Source organism: Streptomyces sp. VTCC 41912, from assembly GCF_045799175.1.
In the GTDB taxonomy this organism is placed as follows: domain Bacteria; phylum Actinomycetota; class Actinomycetes; order Streptomycetales; family Streptomycetaceae; genus Streptomyces; species Streptomyces albulus_C.
The window spans coordinates 306,537-319,684 of the sequence record NZ_JBJMAB010000002.1 but is presented as its reverse complement, the minus strand read 5'-3'; the positions used below and the strand labels follow the sequence as shown (position 1 = coordinate 319,684).

At 73.7% G+C, this 13,148-nt stretch carries 14 protein-coding genes; 7 read left to right on the top strand and 7 right to left on the bottom strand.

The genetic code is table 11. The annotated features are described in order from the left end of the window. Positions 1-17: 17 nt before the first annotated feature. A complete protein-coding gene (locus tag ACJ6WD_RS04810) occupies positions 18-215 on the bottom strand; it encodes a DUF397 domain-containing protein (RefSeq protein ID WP_376438828.1) in 198 nt (65 codons plus the stop codon). Further along, positions 212-1,090, bottom strand: a complete 879-nt coding sequence (locus tag ACJ6WD_RS04805; protein ID WP_376438825.1) for a helix-turn-helix domain-containing protein — start codon at positions 1,088-1,090, stop codon at positions 212-214. The genes ACJ6WD_RS04810 and ACJ6WD_RS04805 overlap by 4 nt, the downstream gene beginning before the upstream one ends. A gap of 208 nt (positions 1,091-1,298) precedes the next feature. Here ACJ6WD_RS04805 and ACJ6WD_RS04800 point away from each other — a divergent pair, with 208 nt between their 5' ends. The 5 genes from ACJ6WD_RS04800 to ACJ6WD_RS04780 all read left to right on the top strand — a co-directional run bounded on the left by ACJ6WD_RS04800 (position 1,299) and on the right by ACJ6WD_RS04780 (position 4,575). Then, complete coding sequence (locus ACJ6WD_RS04800; RefSeq protein WP_331247752.1) at positions 1,299-1,757, top strand: ATP-binding protein; 459 nt, start codon at positions 1,299-1,301, stop codon at positions 1,755-1,757. Further along, positions 1,754-2,128, top strand: coding sequence for a hypothetical protein (locus tag ACJ6WD_RS04795; RefSeq protein ID WP_233657075.1), 375 nt, complete (start codon positions 1,754-1,756; stop codon positions 2,126-2,128). Before ACJ6WD_RS04800 ends, ACJ6WD_RS04795 begins: the two co-directional genes overlap by 4 nt. Next, positions 2,125-2,544, top strand: coding sequence for a hypothetical protein (locus ACJ6WD_RS04790; protein WP_376438821.1), 420 nt, complete (start codon positions 2,125-2,127; stop codon positions 2,542-2,544). The genes ACJ6WD_RS04795 and ACJ6WD_RS04790 overlap by 4 nt, the downstream gene beginning before the upstream one ends. A 96-nt stretch (positions 2,545-2,640) precedes the next feature. Continuing rightward, positions 2,641-2,904, top strand: coding sequence for an SCO4848 family membrane protein (locus tag ACJ6WD_RS04785; protein ID WP_016572376.1), 264 nt, complete (start codon positions 2,641-2,643; stop codon positions 2,902-2,904). Positions 2,905-3,369: 465 nt separating this feature from the next. Beyond that, on the top strand, positions 3,370-4,575 hold the full coding sequence (locus ACJ6WD_RS04780) for a D-alanyl-D-alanine carboxypeptidase family protein (protein WP_376435362.1): 1,206 nt from the start codon (positions 3,370-3,372) through the stop codon (positions 4,573-4,575). Positions 4,576-4,668: 93 nt separating this feature from the next. Here ACJ6WD_RS04780 and ACJ6WD_RS04775 read toward each other — a convergent pair whose 3' ends face one another. The 4 genes from ACJ6WD_RS04775 to glyA form a co-directional block, all read right to left on the bottom strand. Then, complete coding sequence (locus ACJ6WD_RS04775; RefSeq protein WP_407615174.1) at positions 4,669-5,745, bottom strand: YihY/virulence factor BrkB family protein; 1,077 nt, start codon at positions 5,743-5,745, stop codon at positions 4,669-4,671. Positions 5,746-5,880: 135 nt separating this feature from the next. After that, entirely contained in the window at positions 5,881-6,480 is a 600-nt protein-coding gene (locus ACJ6WD_RS04770) for a 2'-5' RNA ligase family protein (protein WP_016578870.1), read from the bottom strand. A 103-nt stretch (positions 6,481-6,583) separates the two neighbouring features. After that, complete coding sequence (gene trpS, locus ACJ6WD_RS04765; protein ID WP_374206777.1) at positions 6,584-7,648, bottom strand: tryptophan--tRNA ligase; 1,065 nt, start codon at positions 7,646-7,648, stop codon at positions 6,584-6,586. A gap of 253 nt (positions 7,649-7,901) precedes the next feature. Next, positions 7,902-9,179 (bottom strand): serine hydroxymethyltransferase, encoded by a 1,278-nt coding sequence (glyA, locus tag ACJ6WD_RS04760; protein WP_407615173.1) that lies wholly within the window; start codon positions 9,177-9,179, stop codon positions 7,902-7,904. 352 nt (positions 9,180-9,531) lie between these two features. On the opposite strand from glyA, the gene rocD reads away from it, so the two are divergent. Together rocD and ACJ6WD_RS04750 are read left to right on the top strand one after the other, a co-directional pair. Continuing rightward, on the top strand, positions 9,532-10,737 hold the full coding sequence (rocD, locus tag ACJ6WD_RS04755) for an ornithine--oxo-acid transaminase (protein WP_233657070.1): 1,206 nt from the start codon (positions 9,532-9,534) through the stop codon (positions 10,735-10,737). Positions 10,738-10,793: 56 nt separating this feature from the next. Continuing rightward, complete coding sequence (locus ACJ6WD_RS04750) at positions 10,794-11,687, top strand: hypothetical protein (protein WP_233657069.1); 894 nt, start codon at positions 10,794-10,796, stop codon at positions 11,685-11,687. A gap of 14 nt (positions 11,688-11,701) precedes the next feature. On the opposite strand, the gene ACJ6WD_RS04745 is transcribed toward ACJ6WD_RS04750, so the two are convergent. After that, on the bottom strand, positions 11,702-13,141 hold the full coding sequence (locus tag ACJ6WD_RS04745; RefSeq protein WP_376438806.1) for a PLP-dependent aminotransferase family protein: 1,440 nt from the start codon (positions 13,139-13,141) through the stop codon (positions 11,702-11,704). Between the last annotated feature and the right edge of the window lie 7 nt (positions 13,142-13,148).

The window sequence follows — 13,148 nt, the reverse complement described above, 5'->3', positions numbered from 1 at the left end:
ACCGGGGCCCGTTCGCGTCAGTTGCGGTCGTCGCCCTTCAGCGCGTCGGTGAACGCGCTCCAGGCGTCGGCGGGGAAGAGGAGTTGGGGCCCGGCGGGGTTCTTGCTGTCGCGTATGGCGTGGCCGCCGGTGGATATGGGGGCGACCTCCACGCACTCGCCTGTCTGTGCGGAGTACGAGGACTTCCGGAACGCGCCTATGTCTTCAGGCTTCACGGCTTCACTTCCTTGTGCGGCGTTCCACCTTCAAGGAGTTCCCGGATGCGCTCGGCACTCCTGTCCGGAGGCAGTGCGGCCGAGCGTAGCTGATCGAACGTGTTGACGTAGAGGGCCAGATCCTCCGGCGCTTCCACAACATTGGTGTTCGCCGGATTCTCCAGTGTCACGGCTTCCACGTTCGCCTCCACCCCGAACGAGAAGGCCACGAAAGCTCCTGCCATCCCGGCGACCAGGCTCGCCGTCGTCGGCAGGAGCTGGATGGTGACGTTCTGCCGTCCCCCGACGTCGAGTAGATGCTTCAACTGGCCGTCTCGCACCTTGCGGTCGAGGGAGAGGGAGGTGAGAGCTGGTTCCCAGAGGATCGCGGCGAAGCTGGCCCCTCCCTCCTCGATCCTCCGCTGGCGTTCCTGGCGCAGCTTCGCCAGCTCGACGACCCTCTCGGACGGGATCGTCTGGGGCCCTATGGCGATGACGGATTCCATGTAGTGAGTGGTTTGCAGCAACCCGGGGATGAGGACCGGGCCCCACGAGCGAATGTATGTCGCCTCATGTTCCAGAGCGATGTGGTGGGCGTAGCCGTCTCCGACGGCGCCCTGATAGTCGATCCACCACCCCCGTTCGTTGCTGCGCCGGGCCCACTCCAGCAACTTGGCCCGTTCGCCGGGGTCCTCGACTCCATACAGTTCCAGCAGAGTTCGGACCTCCAGCGCGGAGGCGGTCGTCTGTCCGCTCTCCAGGCGGCTGACCTTCGAGACGGACTTCATGATGGCTTCGGCGCTGTCCGGTTGATCGAGTCCAGCCGCCTCCCGATAGCGCCTCAGTGCGTTGCCGAGCCTCCGGCTTCGTACCGTCGGCCTCCCACCTGCGGGCATGAGCGCTCCTTTCAACGATGGCCTCAGTGTGCCGCGTTGAGCCGTAACGGAAATAGTTTGCACGCTCACGCACCGCAATCGCAACTTGCGCAGGCGGTACTTGTGGACGAAGTGCTCGACGCCCTACCGTGAGACTCGTCACGCAACGCATGTGTAGCGACTCGTTGCGTAATGGCATCGCTCCGTCATGCGCACCAAGGGGATGGCCATGTCCGCACGCGCCCGGTTCGTAGCAACTCCGCCCGTCGCGACCGCAGTCGCCTACCGGTTTCCGTCCGACGCGCGCAGCGTCGGCTGGGCCCGCAGAGAGCTCCGGCGGCAACTGCGCGCATGGCGCGTCGGGGGTGAACTCGCCGAACCAGCAGCGCTGTTGACGTCCGAACTCGTCACCAACGCCGTGCGGGCGCACGCCGGTCTGGCCGCGCCGGTGCCGGCGATCGGGGTCCGGTTCGTGCTGGCGGGCGACCGGCTGCGGCTGGAGGTGCACGACGTCGGCGGCGGGGAGCCCGTGGTCAAGGAGTCGACGGGGGTCGAGGAGGAGGAAACGGAATGTGGTCGTGGCTTGGTGCTCGTGGACGCCTTGGCAAGTGGCTGGGGGGTGGTCCCGGTCGGCACCGGAAAGGTGGTGTGGGCCGAACTCCCGCTGCCTGCACCGGAGATGCCGTGACGGTCGTGGGGGACGTCGCGGTCTACCGGGCGGAGCTGGTGGTCCACCGGCCGGACGCGCCGTCGATCGACCTCGGGGGCGTGGTGACGTACTCGCCGCGCCGGGCGGTGCGATGGGTGCGGACGCGGGCCGAGCAGGTCGCCCAACAGTTAGGGGTGCCCGCCGGGACGGGGGCGCTGGACTGGCTCGGCGACCAGGTCGCTTTCGGCCGGGCGGTGTACGGGCTGATGGCCGGAAATCCCGTCGCCCTGACCGTCGTTGACGCCGAGGGGTGCGCGTACGCCCTCGTGGCCCGGCCCGGCGGCAGGACCGTCGGCGCCTACGGCACCGGCACTCCGCAGGGGCGGGAGGCGGCATGGCTCGCGGCGTGACGTGGACGGTTCGGCCGGGGACGCGGACGGGGTTGGCGGTGCCCGGGATCTGGTGCGAGCGGACGGTGTACCGCTCCGCGCACGCGGACGAGGTGGCGTCCTGGACGGCCCTCGCGGTCGGCGCCCCGCTGCGGGCCGTGCGGGAGATCGCCGCGGACGCCCGGCGGCTGGCCGCCGGGCTGTCCGGGCGGGCGCGCGAACGGGCCCTGCGCGAGGTGGACGGCGACGGGCGCCTGGGGGCGGTGTCCGCACTGCACCGCGGGGAGCCCTGCGGGCTGGCCCTGAACTGCGCGGGCACGTGGGTGGAGTGGTCGGCCCACCCCGTGCTCTTCCTGCCGGTCGTCAGCCGGACCGGACCGCGGTGCCGCCGCGCGGCCGGTGAGGGCGCGGGCTTCGGCGCCGCCGCACTGCGGTGATCACGCGGCGCGGGGCGGGCGCAGGCCGCGGCCGCCCCGAAAATCGATCACGGATACTGGCAGGGCAAGGCTTCCCCGCAGCAGAGGACACACCCCATGAAGCTCAGCCGCCCGGTCTCCTGGTTCCTCCTCGCCTTCGGCGCCTGGTCATGGGTGGTGTGGACGACCTTCGTCAAAAACCTGGTCAAGGACGCCAGCGGGCTGGCCTTCGACCACGGCAACCCCACCGCGTACTTCTGGATCCACCTCACCCTCGCCATCGTGTCCTTCCTCCTGGGCACCGCGATCGGCGTGCTCGGCTTCCGCGGCCTGCGCGCCCTGCGCCGCGAGGCACCCCGGACCGCAGCGGCAGAGGGCTGACGGGCGAGCCCCCGGGCCGTTCCGAGACCTGAAGGGCGGCACCTTCCGCGCCGCGCCCCTTGCGCCGCCACCCCGCGCCGCCACCCCCGCGCACCCCGCCGCGACGTGATCCACGTCCCGGCCGGGCCGGTTTGGGATCCCGAGCGGGCCTGTCGTCGTCTTCGCACCTGTGGACCAGCTCTTTCGCCTAGTCCGGACGTCGTGATGGCCAGTGGTTTGTGGAAGGTGAAGCAGATGCACCAGGTCCCTCCGAGGGGGAGCCGGAAGCAGGACGCGGGACGGGGGAGTTCCGGGGGGTCCGGTCGGGACGGCGGCAGCGGCTCCATCCGGCCGTTCGGAGGGCCACTCTTCCGTGGGGCGCGTTCCGGGAGGCGGTCGCGGCCGGGTACGTTCACGGACGTGCCGACGACCTTCTGTGCCCCCGCGTCCCCCTCCGCCGTACGAGCCGTTCGTACCGTCGCCGCGTTGGCGTCCTCCGTACTGCTGGTGTCGCCGCTGTTCGCGGGCTCCGCGCAGGCCGCCCCCGTGGACGGCGGACAGCCCCCGAAGGCGCCCGTGCCGCCCGCGAAGATGTCGCAGGTCGGCGGGGAACGACTGGGCCAGGCGGGCGTGCAGGTGCAGCCGAGAGGGGGCGCGCCCGCGCTGCCGGACGCCAAGGAGCTGACCGCCCGCTCGTGGATCGTCTCGGACGCCGACTCCGGTGAGGTGCTGGCGGCGAAGAACCCGCACTGGCAGCTGGCGCCGGCCAGCACGCTGAAGATGCTGTTCGCCGACACCGTGATGCCGAAGTTCCCCAAGACCCGCACGTACAAGGTCAAGCCGACCGACCTGGCGGGCATGGGCGCCGGCAGCAGCCTCGTCGGGATAAAGGAGAACCTCACCTACACCGTCCACGACCTGTGGCTGGGGGTCTTCCTGCGGTCCGGGAACGACGCGGTGCACACCCTCTCCGCGATGAACGGCGGCACCGACGCCACCGTCAAGGAGATGCAGAAGCGCGCGGTGGAACTCAACGCCACCGACACGCACGTGATCACGCCGGACGGCTACGACGCACCGGGGCAGGTGTCCAGCGCCTACGACCTGAGCCTGTTCGCCCGGGCCGGGCTCAAGAACGCGGACTTCCGGGAGTACTGCTCCACGGCCAGCGCGCAGTTCCCGGGCGACATGGGCAAGGACGGCAAGCGCGCCACCTTCGGCATCCAGAACACCAACCGGCTGCTCAGCGGCGACTACGACATCAAGCCGTACCCGGGCATCGGGGGCGTGAAGAACGGCTCCACGACCAACGCCGGCTCCACGTTCACCGGCGTCGCCCAGCACGGCGATCGCAAGCTGCTGGTCACCGTGATGAACCCGGAGAAGAAGGAGCACAACGAGGCGTACCGCGAGGCCGCCAAGCTCTTCGACTGGGGCTTCGCCGCGGACGGCAAGGTGGAACCGGTCGGCCGTCTGGTCGAGGCGAAGGGCGCGGAGAAGGAGTCCGGCACGGACGCGGCGGGCGGCGACCCGCAGGCCCAGGCCGCGCTGGACTCCGCCGGCTTCGGCGGACCGTGGGCGGCCGCGGGCATCGGCGGCGTCGTCGTGGTGCTGCTGGGCGGGCTGGCGTGGCTGGTCCGCCGGCGGCGGCCGGCGACGGACGGCGGCGGCGGGCGCCGACGCAGGAAGTGACCGCGGCCGGGGCCGGGCCCGTCGCACCGCCGACGGGCCCGGCCCCGGTCCGGCCGCCCTGCCCGGGGACGGGCCCCACCGGTGGTGCGGCCGCTACGCCGCGGTGGCGGGAGCCGGCTCGGCCGCTCGGGCGGCCGGCCGGTAGGTGGCCGTCCAGGCCGCGCAGAAGACCAGCAGCTTCGCGGTGAAGTTGATCCACAGCAGCAGCGCGATCGGGGTGCCGAACGCGCCGTACATGCTGCGCGCGGCGACGCCCCGCAGATAGCCGCTGAGCAGCAGCTTCAGCAGTTCGAAGCCGATCGCGCCGATCAGCGAGGCGGTGATCAGGGCGCGCCGCGGCGGTCGGGCGCCGGCCAGCTTCGTCAGGACGTAGGCGAGCATCACGAAGTCGGCGAGCACCGCGATGCAGAATCCCGCGGCGGTCAGCAGCAGGCTGGCCGCGCCGCCCTTGGGCAGCCCGATCGCGTCCGCCGCCCGGTCGACCGCGGCCGACGCGAACGTCGAGCAGCCCACCGAGACCAGGGCGACCGCGCCGAGACCGAGCAGCAGAGCGCCGTCGCGGAGCTTGCCGACGAAGAAGTTGGTGTCCTCGTCGGGCAGCTCCCAGACGGCCCGCAGGCAGTCGCGCAGGGACTGCACCCAGCCGATGCCGGTGAGCAGCAGCAGGGCGCCGGCGATCAGGCCGACCGTGCCGGCGTTGTTGACCAGCGCCGCGAGGTCGAGCTGGCCGGAGATGCCGGGGATCTGCTCGGCGAGCTTGGTCTGGAGGGTGTGCAGTTGGGCGTCGCCGATGGTGGCCGCGACGATCGCGGCGGCGACGGTCAGCAGGGGGAACAGCGCGACGAAGCTGGTGAAGGTGATGGCGGCGGCCAGTCGGGTCCAGTGCACCCGCAGCATCCGCTCGTAGCTGCGCCACGGGTGGGAGTCGAGGACCCAGCGGACGGCGGGGGCGAGCCGGGGGCCGACGACCGGCAGCCCGGTGACCCAGCCCAGGGGGCCGGCCTCCGCGTCGGTGTCCTTGGCCTTGGAGGGGTCCTCGGCCGGGCCCTTGGCCGGGTCCTCGGCCTGGTCCGCGTCCCGGCCGTCGCGGGAACTCCCGTTGCCGCCGCCGTGGTTGTCGTGCGCGTCCGCGTCGTCGCCGTCGCCCCGCATGCCCCGTCCGCCCGTCATCCCCGTACCGCCCCTCCGTGCCGGCTGCTCCGGTTGATCCGGAACACTAGCTTCCGGCTACCCCGGACGGCGGGAAGCACCCGACGCACCGGGCAGGAGCGTGACGGCGTGCGGCCGGGCCGGGCGCGGGGCGCCTCAGTAGGACGCGGCCGGCGGCCGGGAGAGCTCGGCGGCCTCGGCGGCCTGCCGGGGCAGCGTCACCGCCGCGCTCCCGGGCCCGAACGGGTACTCCCGCTCCAGCCGCCACACCTCGTCGTCGCCCTTCTCGTAGAGCGCGAAGCCGCCGACCGTCCAGGCGGCCGAGAAGCCCGCCAGCTCCGTCTCGGCGCGGTCCATGGCCGCCTCGTCGATGCCGTGCGCGACGGTCACGTGCGGGTGGTACGGGAACTGCAGCTCCCGCGCGCACGGCCCGGACGCGGCCCGGACCCGCTCCTGGAGGGCGGTGCAGCCGCGGGCGCCCTCGACGACCTTGACGAAGACCACCGGCGACAGCGGCCGGAAGGTGTCGGTGCCGTCCAGCCGCAGCGCGAACGGCCGACAGCCCGCGGCGACCTCCGCCAGGTGCTGCTCGATGGCGGGCAGCGCCGCGGCGTCCACCTCGGTCGGCGGGAGGAGGGTGATGTGGGTGGGGATGCCGCGGGCCGCCGGGTCCCCGAAGCCCTCGCGCCTCCGCTGGAGGAAGCTGCCGTGCGGCTCCGGGACCGCGAGCGAAACGCCGAGCGTTACGGTCCCCACTGCGTTCTCCCTCCAGACGTGTGGGTGCGCGCCGCGGGGGCGCGCACCCTTCCCAGTGTGCCGGGCCGCGCCCGCGAGGGCACGCCCGGATTTCCGCGGACGGTCAGCGCTTGGCCGGCAGGAACCCGATCCGGTCGTAGGTGGCGGCCAGCGTCTCCGCCGCCACCGCCCGGGCCTTCTCGGCGCCCTTGGCCAGGATCGTGTCCAGCGTCTCGGGGTCGTCGAGGTATTCCTGCGTACGGGTCCTGAACGGTGTGACGAAGTCGACCATCACCCCGGCCAGGTCCGTCTTGAGCGCGCCGTACATCTTGCCCTCGTAGGAGCGCTCCAGCGACGGGACGTCCTCGCCGGTCAGGGTGGACAGGATGGTGAGGAGGTTGCTGACGCCGGGCTTGGCCTCGCGGTCGAAGCGGATCACCGTGTCGGTGTCCGTCACGGCGCTCTTGATCTTCTTCGCGGTGGCCTTGGGCTCGTCGAGGAGGTCGATGATGCCCTTGGGCGACGACGCCGACTTGCTCATCTTGATCGACGGGTCCTGAAGATCGAAGATCTTCGCCGTCTCCTTCACGATGTACGGGTTCGGGATCGTGAAGGTGTCGCCGTAGCGGGTGTTGAAGCGGTCCGCGAGGTCGCGGGTCAGCTCCAGGTGCTGGCGCTGGTCCTCGCCGACGGGGACCTGGTCGGCCTGGTAGAGCAGGATGTCGGCGACCATCAGGACGGGGTAGGTGAACAGGCCGACCGTCGTCCGGTCCGAGCCCTGCTTGGCGGACTTGTCCTTGAACTGCGTCATCCGGGACGCCTCGCCGAAGCCGGTGACGCAGTTCATCACCCAGGCGAGCTGGGCGTGCTCGGGCACGTGGCTCTGCACGAAGAGGGTGCACCGCTCCGGGTCGAGACCGGCGGCCAGCAGCTGGGCGACGGCGACCCGGGTGTTGCGGCGCAGCTCCGCGGGGTCCTGCGGGACGGTGATCGCATGCAGGTCGACCACCATGTAGAAGGCGTCGTGGGACTCCTGCAGCGCCACCCACTGGCGCACCGCACCGAGGTAGTTGCCGAGGTGGAAGGAGCCGGCGGTGGGCTGGATGCCGGAGAGCACACGGGGACGCTGCATGGCGGAGCCATTCCCCTCGGGGTGATGGTGGGCGACGGGCGGGCGTTCGAGAGCCATGGCAGTCATTCTCTCAGGTCCGCGGGGAGCCCAGGCGTGGAGCCCCGCGGCCCCGGGCGGAGGGCCCGGTGCGCCCGGCCGCCGAGGCCCGTGCTCCCGGGAGCGGGGGCCGGTGGGCCCGGGCGCGGGGACCCCGCAGGGGGTGGCCGAACACATCCCGTAGGGGAGGGTCGGGCCCCCTGCGAGGCCACAACGCGCGCGGTGGCGGCGGGTGTTCCCGGCGCGGCGGGCAGGCGCTGAACGGGGGAGCGGCTCAGCGGGGGAGCGGCAGGCCCGGCGCCGGGTGAGCGGCCATCAGCTCCGCGACCTCCTTGCGGATACCCGCGAGGGCCTCCTCGTCACCGGTGCCGGCGGCCCGCACGCCCCGGTCGATCCACTCCGCGACCTTCGGCATGTCCGCGGTCCCCAGCCCGCGCGAGGTCAGCGACGGGGTGCCGATCCGGACGCCGGAGGGGTCGAACGGCTTGCGCGGGTCGAACGGCACGGTGTTGTAGTTCACCACGATCCCGGCCCGGTCCAGGGCCTTCGCGGCGACCTTGCCGGGCACCTCCTTCGAGGTCAGGTCGATCAGCACCAGGTGGTTGTCGGTGCCACCGGAGACCAGGTCGAAACCGCGCGCCAGCAGCGCCTCGGCGAGCGCCTTGGCGTTGGCGACGACGGCGTGCGCGTAGTCGCGGAAGGACGGCGCGGACGCCTCCCGCAGCGCCACCGCGATGGCGGCCGTGGTGTGGTTGTGCGGGCCGCCCTGGAGGCCCGGGAAGACCGCCTTGTCGATCGCCTTGGCGTGCGCGGCGCGCGACATCAGCAGGGCGCCGCGCGGACCGCGCAGCGTCTTGTGGGTGGTGGTCGCCACGACGTCGGCGTGCGGCACGGGCGAGGGGTGCGCACCGCCCGCCACCAGGCCCGCGATGTGCGCGATGTCGGCGACGAGGACCGCGCCGGCCTCCCGCGCGATCTCGCCGAACGCGGCGAAGTCGATGGTCCGCGGGACGGCCGTGCCACCACAGAAGATGATCTTCGGGCGTTCCTTGAGGGCCAGGTCGCGCACCTCGTCGAAGTCGATCCGCCCGGTGTCGGCCCGGACGCCGTACTGCACCCCGTTGAACCACGTGCCGGTCGCCGAGACGCCCCAGCCGTGCGTGAGGTGCCCGCCCATCGGCAGCGACATGCCCAGCACGGTGTCGCCGGGGGAGGCGAAGGCGAGGTACGCGGCGAGGTTGGCGGGCGAGCCGGAGTACGGCTGCACGTTGGCGTGCTCGACGCCGAAGAGGGCCTTGGCGCGCTCGACGGCCAGCGTCTCCACCAGGTCGATGTTCTGCTGGCCCTCGTAGTAGCGGCGGCCCGGGTAGCCCTCGCTGTACTTGTTCTGAAGGACCGTGCCGGTGGCCTCCAGCACGGCGGCGGAGACGTAGTTCTCGCTGGGGATCAGGCGCAGGGTGTCGGCCTGCAACCGCTCCTCGGCGTCGACCAGCGCGGCCAGTTCCGGGTCGGCGGTGTGCAGGGCGGGGCGGGCGGGGGGATGGGCCGTCATGGCGTCCTCCGGGGCGATCGAACGGTGGTCGGTCGTGGTCCCGGGGTACCCAGGCGGGCGGCACCTCGTAGGCGTGTGGCCGCGCACCGCTTCCTCGGGGTCCGTTCCCCGTGCGCCAGTCGCGGCTGCGCACGGGAAGTCTAGGGCCTGGCGGCCCGCGCGCGCCCGGGCTCCGGCCGAACGGGTCCGCCCGGCGGTGCCGGCGGACCGCACGCCCGGGCACCTCCCGCCCGGCGGTGCCCGGGCGGGACAATGGGGACAGACCGCGAAGAGGAGCCGGAGCGCGCGGGGAGGGGCCGGCACTCGCTCATCCGGTCGGACCGGGCGGTCCGACCCGCCGGACGGAGACACCGTGACGTCCACGGAAGCGTTCATCGCCGCCGCCGAGGCCCACAGCGCGCACAACTACCTCCCGCTGCCCGTCGTCGTGGCCACCGCCGAGGGCGCCTGGATGACCGACGTGACCGGCCGCCGCTACCTCGATCTGCTCGCCGGGTACTCCGCGCTCAACTTCGGCCACGGCAACCGCCGCCTCCTGGACGCCGCCCGGAGCCAGCTGGAGCGGGTCACGCTGACCTCCCGGGCGTTCCACCACGACCGCTTCGCGGACTTCTGCACCCAGCTCGCCGACCTGTGCGGGATGGAACTCGTCCTGCCGATGAACACCGGCGCCGAGGCGGTGGAGACCGCGGTCAAGACCGCCCGCAAATGGGGCTACCGGATCAAGGGCGTCCCCGACGGCCGGGCCCGGATCGTCGTCGCGGAGGGCAACTTCCACGGCCGCACCACCACGCTGGTCTCCTTCTCCACCGACCCCGAGGCCCGCGCCGACTTCGGCCCGTACACCCCCGGCTTCACCGTCGTCCCCTACGGCGACCTGGCCGCCCTGGACGCGGCCGTCGACGCCGACACCGTCGCGGTGCTGCTGGAGCCCATCCAGGGCGAGGCCGGCGTCCGGGTGCCGCCGCCCGGCTACCTGGCCGGCGTCCGCGCACTGACCCGGGACCGCGACGTCCTCTTCATCGCCGACGAGATCCAGTCCGGCCTCGGCCGCACCGGCGCCACCTTCGCCTGCGAGCAGGAGGGCGTGGTGCCCGACGTGTACGTCCTGGGCAAGGCGCTCGGCGGCGGGGTGGTGCCGGTGTCCGCCGTGGTGTCGTCCCGCGCGGTGCTGGGCGTCTTCCGCCCCGGTGAGCACGGCTCGACCTTCGGCGGCAATCCGCTGGCCTGCGCGGTCGGCCTGGAGGTCATCGCGCTCCTGCGCACCGGCGAGTACCAGCGACGGGCCGCGGAACTCGGCGCGCACCTGCACCGGGCGCTCGCGCCCCTGGTGGGTGGGGGCGCGGTGGACGCGGTGCGCGGCCGCGGCCTGTGGGCCGGCATCGACGTCCACCCCTCCCGCGGCGACGGCCGGGCCGTCTCGGAACGGCTGCTGGCCCGCGGCGTCCTGGTCAAGGAGACCCACGGTCCGACGATCCGGATCGCCCCGCCCCTGGTGATCAGCCAGGAGGACCTGGACTGGGGCCTGGAGCAGCTGCGGGCGGTACTGGGCGCGTAGCCGCCCCCGCCCAGCGCCCCTGCCCCGCGGCCCGCCGGCCCCGTACAGTCGGAGCCATGCTGCTCGGGATGATCTGCGCGCTGGCGTCCGCGGTGTGCTTCGGCACCGCCTCCGTCTTCCAGGCCGTCGCCGCCCGCGACACCCCGGCCGGCACCGGCTCCGGCGTCGACGCCCGACTGCTGCTGCGGGTGCTGACGCAGTGGCGCTACCTGCTCGGGCTGGCCCTGGACGGACTGGGCTTCCTGCTGGAACTGGTGGCGCTGCGAACCCTGCCGATCTACACGGTCGGCGCGGCGCTGGCGGCCACCCTCGCGGTGACCGCGGTGGTCGCCGCCCCCGTCCTCGGCACCCGCCTCAAGCGCGCCGAATGGAGCGCGGTCGCGGTGGTCTGCGGCGGACTCGCCCTGCTCGCGCTGTCGTCCGGCACCGAGGGGCACCGGACCGGCAGCCCCGCCCTGCGGATCGGCGTGCTGGCCTTCGCCCTCGCCCTCCTGGCCGGCGGCGCCCTCGCCGGCCGGCTCCCGGACCGCGCCCGCGCCGCCGCGCTCGGCCTCGGCTCGGGCTTCGGCTTCGGCGTCGTCGAGGTCGCGGTGCGCCTGATCGACGGGTTCGGGCCGGCCGACCTGCTCACCAACCCGGCCACCTACGCGCTGCTCGTCGGCGGGGGCGCCGCCTTCCTGCTGCTGACCGCCGCCCTCCAGCGCGGCTCGGTCACCACCGCCACCGCCGGCATGGTGATCGGCGAGACCCTCGGCCCGGCCCTGGTCGGCGTCGCCTGGCTCGGCGACCGCACCCGCGACGGCCTGGCCCCGCTGACCGTCACCGGTTTCGCGCTGGCCGTGGCGGGCGCGCTGGCCCTGGCCCGGTTCGGCGAGGCGCCCGCGACCGGCCCGGCCGACGCCACCGCGGCCGACGCCGAACCCGCACCGGCGGTGGTGGAGCGCCCGTAGGCCGCGGACGCGGGTCAGTTCCCCGGCGGCAGCGCCCGCAGCAGGGCGTCCAGGACGGCCGCGAAGGAGTGGTCCGGCGGCCGGCCGTAGGCGATCACCAGGGCGTCGCGGGCCGCCGCGGGGAACGCCGGGTCGGTGAACTCCCGCAGGCCGTGCACCGCCAACCCCTGCCACAGTGCGGCCTGGACGATGGACTGCTCGGTGCCGGGCGGGAGTTCCAGCACCGCGTGCAGCCCGGCGGCGATCCCCGAGACGTGCACGTGCGGGGCGGCCTCGGCCAGCGCCGCCACCAACTGGTCGCGCCGGCGCCGGTAGCGCAGCCGCATCCCGCGCAGGTGCCGGTCGTACGCCCCCGACGCCAGGAACTCCGCCAGGGTCAGCTGGTCCAGGGAGCCGGACTGCCACTCGCCGGTGGCCTTGACCTCCAGCACCCGGTCGATCAGCCGGTCCGGCACCACCATCCACGCCAGCCGCAGCGCCGGCGCCAGGCTCTTGCTCGCGGTGCCCAGGTAGACGACGTGGTCGGGGTCCAGTCCTTGCAGGGCGCCGACCGGCTGCCTGTCGTATCGCAGTTCGCCGTCGTAGTCGTCCTCCAGGACGTAACCCCCGGTGGCACGCGCCCAGTTGACCGCCGCGGCCCGCCGGTCCGGGTGCAGCGGGACGCCGGTGGGGAACTGGTGCGCGGGGGTCAGCAGGGCCGCCCGCAGGTGGTCCAGGCCCACCAGTTCGCCGGTGTCCGCGCCGTGCGCGTCGACCGGGAGCGGGACCGTGCCGAGCCCGGCCCGGGTGATCACGTCGCGGTGCAGGTGCAGCCCGTAGGACTCGGTGGCGATCCGGCCGGCGGCGCCGCCGCGGGGCCGCAGCGCCCGGCTCAGCAGCCCCAGCCCCTGCATGAACCCCGCACAGATCACGATCCGGTCCGGATCGGCCCGGACGCCGCGGGCCCGGGCGAGGTAGTCGGCGAGCACCGCCCGCAGCTCGGGCCGGCCGGCCGGGGTCCCGTACCCGAACGCCTCGTGGGGCGCGGCGGTCAGCGCCCGGCGGGCCGCCGCCAGCCAGGCCGTGCGGGGGAACGACGAGACGTCCGGGGTGCCGGGGGTGAGGTCGAAGCGCGGCCCGGCGGCGGTCGGGGACGGCGGGCCCGGGGTGCGCCGGGCCGCCGCGGCGCGCGGCAGGACCCGTTCGGCGACCTCGGTGCCGGAGCCCTGACGGGCGCAGAGCCACCCCTCGGCGACCAGCTCGGCGTAGGCGTCGGCGACGGTGTTGCGGGCGATGCCGAGGTCGGCGGCGAGCGACCGGGAGGACGGCAGCCGGGTGCCGGGGGTCAGCCGCCCGGAGCGCACGGCCCCGCGCAGCGCCGTCATCAACGAGGAGCGCACCCCGCCCGGACCGGTCAGCTCCAGATGGAGGTCCCGCCCGAGATCCCGCCCGAAAGTGGCCCGCGAATTCTCCATGGAAGTG

Coding starts and splice junctions, on each gene's coding strand:
- trpS (WP_374206777.1), bottom strand. CDS start 7,648: ATGGCTCTCGAACGCCCGCCCGTCGCCCACCATCACCCCGAGGGGAAT.
- ACJ6WD_RS04785 (WP_016572376.1), top strand. CDS start 2,641: ATGAAGCTCAGCCGCCCGGTCTCCTGGTTCCTCCTCGCCTTCGGCGCC.
- ACJ6WD_RS04775 (WP_407615174.1), bottom strand. CDS start 5,745: ATGACGGGCGGACGGGGCATGCGGGGCGACGGCGACGACGCGGACGCG.
- ACJ6WD_RS04800 (WP_331247752.1), top strand. CDS start 1,299: ATGTCCGCACGCGCCCGGTTCGTAGCAACTCCGCCCGTCGCGACCGCA.
- ACJ6WD_RS04745 (WP_376438806.1), bottom strand. CDS start 13,141: ATGGAGAATTCGCGGGCCACTTTCGGGCGGGATCTCGGGCGGGACCTC.
- ACJ6WD_RS04750 (WP_233657069.1), top strand. CDS start 10,794: ATGCTGCTCGGGATGATCTGCGCGCTGGCGTCCGCGGTGTGCTTCGGC.
- glyA (WP_407615173.1), bottom strand. CDS start 9,179: ATGACGGCCCATCCCCCCGCCCGCCCCGCCCTGCACACCGCCGACCCG.
- ACJ6WD_RS04805 (WP_376438825.1), bottom strand. CDS start 1,090: ATGCCCGCAGGTGGGAGGCCGACGGTACGAAGCCGGAGGCTCGGCAAC.